This window comes from Rhodococcus sp. T7, assembly GCF_009872365.1.
GTDB lineage: Bacteria > Actinomycetota > Actinomycetes > Mycobacteriales > Mycobacteriaceae > Rhodococcus_F.
Window position 1 is genome coordinate 1 of record NZ_WXYH01000125.1, and the last position, 5,722, is coordinate 5,722.

1 protein-coding gene is annotated in these 5,722 nt (G+C 67.5%); it reads left to right on the forward strand.

Annotated features, from left to right (window positions below; translation table 11 throughout):
• Positions 1 to 5,722 (forward strand): non-ribosomal peptide synthetase (locus MLGJGCBP_RS15270; protein WP_160096626.1); only part of this gene is annotated, 5,722 nt, incomplete at both ends.

A 5,722-nucleotide genomic window follows, 5' to 3' on the forward strand; every position in this document is an offset into this window, starting at 1 on the left:
GGCGACACCACCGGCCTCCACATCACCGATGTCCAGGGCACCGACGCCACCCACTACCCCCTCGCCCTCGCCGTCACTCCAGACTCTCGGCTACATCTGCGAATTCTCTTCCAGAGCGCAATCTTCGACATCCCCGCCGTCGATGCTCTGCTCGGTCAAATCGTCAAGGTTCTCACGTCGATCGCGACCGATCCCGCCCTGCCATTGGCCCGGCTGAACCTGCTGGAGGAGAGTGACTTCGAGCTGATCGTGCCCGCCCGCGGCGACCACCGGGGCTCACCTCGCACGTTCGCCGACATCCTCACCGCCAACCGTTTCCCCAGCACCGTCGCGTTGGTGGACGGCGCGAGAGAGTTCACCTACGCCGAGGTCGAGGCACGGTCCGATCGCCTCGCCGCGGCGCTGATCGAACTCGGTGCCGGGCCCGAAGACCTCGTCGCCGTCGCGATCCCGCGTTCGGCGGAGTCGGTACTCGCCGTCTGGGCGGTGGTCAAGACCGGCGCCGCTTTCCTGCCCGTCGACCCCACCTATCCTGCCGCCAGGATCGAGCACATGCTCGCCGACTCGGGGGCCGTACTCGGTCTCACCCGTACCCGCCATCGTGACGAGCTACCGGACACCGTCCTCTGGGTCGACCTCGACGAGGTCCGGCAGCACCGGTATGCGCGCCCGCACGGTGTGTCCCGCCTGCCGGCGAGTGTCGACGGCCTCGCCTACGCCATCTACACCTCGGGTTCCACCGGTGTGCCGAAAGGTGTACTCGTCCCGCACCGCGGGTTGAACGCGCTGGCGCAGGAGTTGCGCGACCGCGCGAGGGTGACCTCCCGGTCCCGGGTGTTGCACTTCTCGTCGCCGAGCTTCGACGCCTCCGTTCTGGAATACCTGCTGGCGTTCGGGGTGGGAGCGACGATGGTGATCGTGCCGCCAACCGTATACGGCGGGCAGGAACTCAGCCGGATCATGGCGGAAGAGAAGGTCACCCACGCATTTCTCACTCCCACCGCACTCGCTTCGATCGACCCGCGGGACGTCCCGGACGTCGGTTGTGTCCTGACCGGCGGGGAGCAGTGTCCGCCCGCGCTGGTGCAGCGGTGGGCGCCCGGGCACCGGTTTCTCATCGCCTACGGTCCGACCGAGGCCACCGTGGCGACGGATATGACCTCGGACCTGAACGCGGCGGGGCCGGTGACGATCGGTGGCCCCCTCCGTGGTGTCGCCGAACTCGTACTCGACCGCCTGCTGCAACCGGTCCCGATCGGTGTCGCCGGCGAACTTTACATCGCCGGCGACGGTCTCGCGCGTGGCTACCATCGGCGGGCCGGGCTCACCGCTGCGCGTTTCGTCGCCAACCCGTACGGCGAACCGGGCGAACGGATGTACCGGACCGGTGACGTGGTGCGGTGGACGACGGACGCCCATGCGCTCGAATACCTCGGCCGGAGCGACTTCCAGGTGAAGATCCGCGGTTTCCGCGTCGAACTCGGTGAGATCGACGCCGCGCTCACCCGCGACCCCGCCGTGGCCTTCGCCGCCACTCTCCCCCGCACCACCGCCTCCGGTGACACGGCGTTGACGTCGTACGTACTGCCCGCCACCGATCGGGAGGTCGACCCACCGCGCCTGATCTCCCATCTCACCGAACAGCTTCCCCACCACATGGTTCCGGCAACGATCGTGCCGATCGAGACGATCCCTCGCACCCCGGCCGGCAAACTCGACCGGGCCGCCCTCGAAGCCGGCGCCGTCACCGCAACTTCCGGCACCTCCACGTCGGCGGACGCTGCGCCACCGGCGACACCCCTCGAAGAATCCATCGCCGGCATCCTGGCGGCGGTCGTCGAATCCCGGCGCTTCGGCATCGACGACAACTTCTTCGACGCCGGTGGCAACTCGCTCAGCGCCACCCGAGCCGTGACCCGCATCAACAATGCGTTGCACACCGACATCGGTGTCCGAACACTCTTCGACGCCCCCACACCCCGCATGCTGGCCCAGTCGGCGGTGCGAGAGCAACCGGGCATGCGTGCTCGCCCCACCCTCGAGATCACGGTCCGACCGGAATGGGTTCCGGTGTCGCCGGCGCAGAAACGCATGTGGTTCCTCAATCAGTACGACACCGCATCCCCCGCATACAACATCCCGGTCACACTTCGTCTCCGCGGAAGCCTGAACGTCACCGCCCTGCATCAGGCGCTGACCGACGTCATTGCCCGTCACGAGACGCTCCGAACCCTCTACCCGGTGCACGAGGGCCAGCCGATCCAACACGTGCTCCCGCCCGAGCGAGCACTGCTCGACCTTCACCCGATTCCCGTGACACCAGAGCAGGTGCCTGCTCACCTGTCCCGGTTCATCGGGACCGGGTTCGATGTGACCTGCGACCTTCCCATCCGACTCCAGCTGCTCGAACTCGACGCCGACGTTCACGTCCTGACACTGGTCGTCCATCACATCTGCGCCGACGGCCAGTCGATGGGTCCCCTGATTCGTGACGTGGTCGCCGCCTACACCGCCCGTATCCGGCAGCGCGCCCCCGAGTGGTCACCGCTGCCCGTCCAGTACGCGGATTACACACTGTGGCAACACGAACTCCTCGGATCGGAGGACGACCCACAGGCCCTCGCCGCCCAGCAGTCCGCATTCTGGGCGCAGACCCTGGCCGACGTCCCGCACGTCCTCCCACTGCCGACCGACCACCCCCGGCCAGTCCAGCGGTCCCTGCGCGGGGCGACGTTCCGTTTCGACATCGGCCCCGCCCTACACCGCCGACTGGCGGCGCTGTCACGCCGCCACGAGTGCACGATGTTCATGGCGACCCACGCCGCGCTGGCGGTATTACTGGCACGGTTGAGCGACAGCGCGGACATCGTCGTCGGAACCCCGATCGCAGGTCGCGGCCACCCGGCCCTCGACGACCTCGTCGGGATGTTCGTCGGCACCCTGGTGCTCCGCACGCGCGTCGACGCAGCCCTGTCGTTCGCCGCACTCCTCGACCGGGCACGGGACGCCGATCTCGGCGCGTTCACCCACGCCGAGCTCCCGTTCGAGCGAGTCGTGGAGATGCTCGCCCCGGATCGTTCGACGGCGCATTCACCGCTGTTCCAGGTTCTGCTCGAGTACCAGAACAACGACTTCCCCACCCTCGAGCTGCCCGGCATGACCGCCGACGTCATGGACGCCGAACCCGGTGCGGCGAAGTTCGACCTGCAGCTCACTCTGGCCGAGAGATTCGGTTCAGGCGGCGAACCCGCCGGCATCTCCGCTGCCTTCACCTACGCCACCGACCTGTTCGACCCTCCGACGATCGAGGATTTCGCGAAGCGTCTCATCCGCATACTCGACGCCGTCACCCACGACCCCCGTCTCGTGATCGGGGACATCGACATCACCGACGACATCGAACGTCACACGGTGCTGACGGCGTGGAATGCGGAAGGTGTGGACGACGAGACGACCCTCGCCGACCGGTTCACCCGGACCGTGCAGCACTTCCCGAACGCAGACGCGGTCACGGTCGAGAACACCACCCTGAGCTACACCGAATTGAGTGCACGCGCCAATCGGCTGGCACGCCATTTGATTTCGCTGGGGGTCGGCCCGGAATCACTGGTCGCCGTCGCGCTGCCCAGGTCCATCGACCTGATCGTCACCATCGTCGCGACCATCGAGACCGGTGCGGGATACCTCCCGCTCGACATCGACAACCCCCGCGACCGACTCGCATTCATGCTCGCGGACGCGGCGCCGGTGTGTGTGGTCACCACCAGCGAGCAGGACTCGACAATGCGAGGCTTCGGCGTTCCCCGGGTGCTGCTGGACTCCGCCGAGGTCGCGGCCCACATGACCGCTATCGCACCCGGCCCGGTCTCCGATACGGAACGGACCGCGCGGCTACTGCCGGACGCCGTTGCATACGCGATTTATACCTCGGGATCCACCGGTCGACCGAAAGGAGTGGTGGTCTCACATCGGAACGTGACGACATTGTTTGCGAACACCCAGCCGAGCTTCGGGTTCGACGAACACGACGTGTGGACCATGTTCCATTCCCACGCATTCGACTTCGCGGTCTGGGAACTGTGGGGTGCATTGCTCTTCGGCGGCCGGGTCGTGGTGGTCGATCACTACACCGCCCGGACTCCGGAAATGTTCCGCGAACTGCTGCGCCGCGAACACGTGAGCGTGTTGAGCCAGACCCCCACCGCGTTCTCCCAGCTCGTCCAGGCCGACCGGCGGGCCCCGGGCTCTGATGACCTGGGACTGCGGCACGTGGTCTTCGGTGGCGAGTCCCTCGACGTCGGCTCTCTGGCCCGCTGGTACGACCGACACGGTGATCGTCGCCCGCGGCTGGTGAACATGTACGGCATCACCGAGACCACGGTGCACGTCAGCCTACTGCCGCTCGATCGTTCCGCTTCTGCCCCGTCGACGGGCTCCCCGATCGGGCAGGCGATACCCGGATTGCGGGTCTCCGTCCGAGACCGGCGGCTGCATCCCGTTCCACCGGGGGTGATCGGTGAAATGTACGTCTCCGGACACCAACTGGCGCGCGGCTATCTCGATCGTCCGGATCTGACTGCAGCGCGGTTCGTGGCGGACCCGGACGGCGCACCCGGGCACCGCATGTACCGGACCGGGGACCTTGCCCGCTGGACCCGACAGGGCCAACTGGAATATCTGGGACGTAGTGATCTTCAGGTACAGCTACGCGGCTTCCGGATCGAACCCGGAGAGGTCGAGTCCACCCTGGTGCGTCATCCCACTGTTGCCCAGGCCGTGGTCCGGGTGCGGCGCGACGAGCACGACGCAGACCGGCTGATCGGCTACGTGGTACCCGATACCGCGGCAATCCGGGACGCCGGAGACGTCGACGCCGACGAGGTGCTCGACTTCGCCCGGGCACAGCTCGCCGCGCACATGGTTCCCGCCGCCCTCGTCGTCCTTGATCGGCTGCCGCTGACGGCCAACGGCAAGCTCGATGTGAAGGCGTTGCCGGAGCCGGATTTCGCCCGCCACGTCACACCCGGACGGGAGCCGGCCACCCCGGCGGAGAAGACGTTGTCTCGGTTGTTCGCCGAGGTGCTCGGAGTCCGCACCGTGGGAGTCGAGGATTCGTTCTTCACTCTCGGCGGCGACAGCATCATGGCCATCCAGTTGGTGGCGCGGGCCAAGGCCGAAGGTGTCTTCGTGTCGCCGCGTGATGTATTCGAGCGCAGGTCGGTCGCGGCTCTTGCCGAGGTGGCGCATGCGACCGATACCGTAGAACTGGAAGAACTTCCCGGGTCGGGGATCGGGAACTTCCCCCTGACGCCCATCGCCCGCTGGCTCCTCGACCGGGGCACGGACATCGGCAGGTTCTCACAGGCCGGCCTCCTCATTGCGCCCGCCGGACTCGACCTCGACTCTCTCGCCCGCGCCGTACAAGCAGTCCTCGACCACCACGACATTCTGCGGGCGCGGCTCTGCGTCCCCGGTCCCGGCAGCGGACCGGTGATCGAGGTACCGCCGGCGGGAGTCGTTCAGGCCAGGACTCTGGTGTCCCGCATCGTGGTCGCCACCGTCGCCGGCACACAGTTCGCCGCGCGGGTGGCAGACGAAATAGACCGTGCGGCAGACAGGCTCGACCCCCGGCACGGTGTCATGATGCAGGTCGTCTGGTTCGAATCCACCGAGGACCGCCCCGACCGGGGACGGCTGCTGTTCGTCATCCACCACCTCGCGG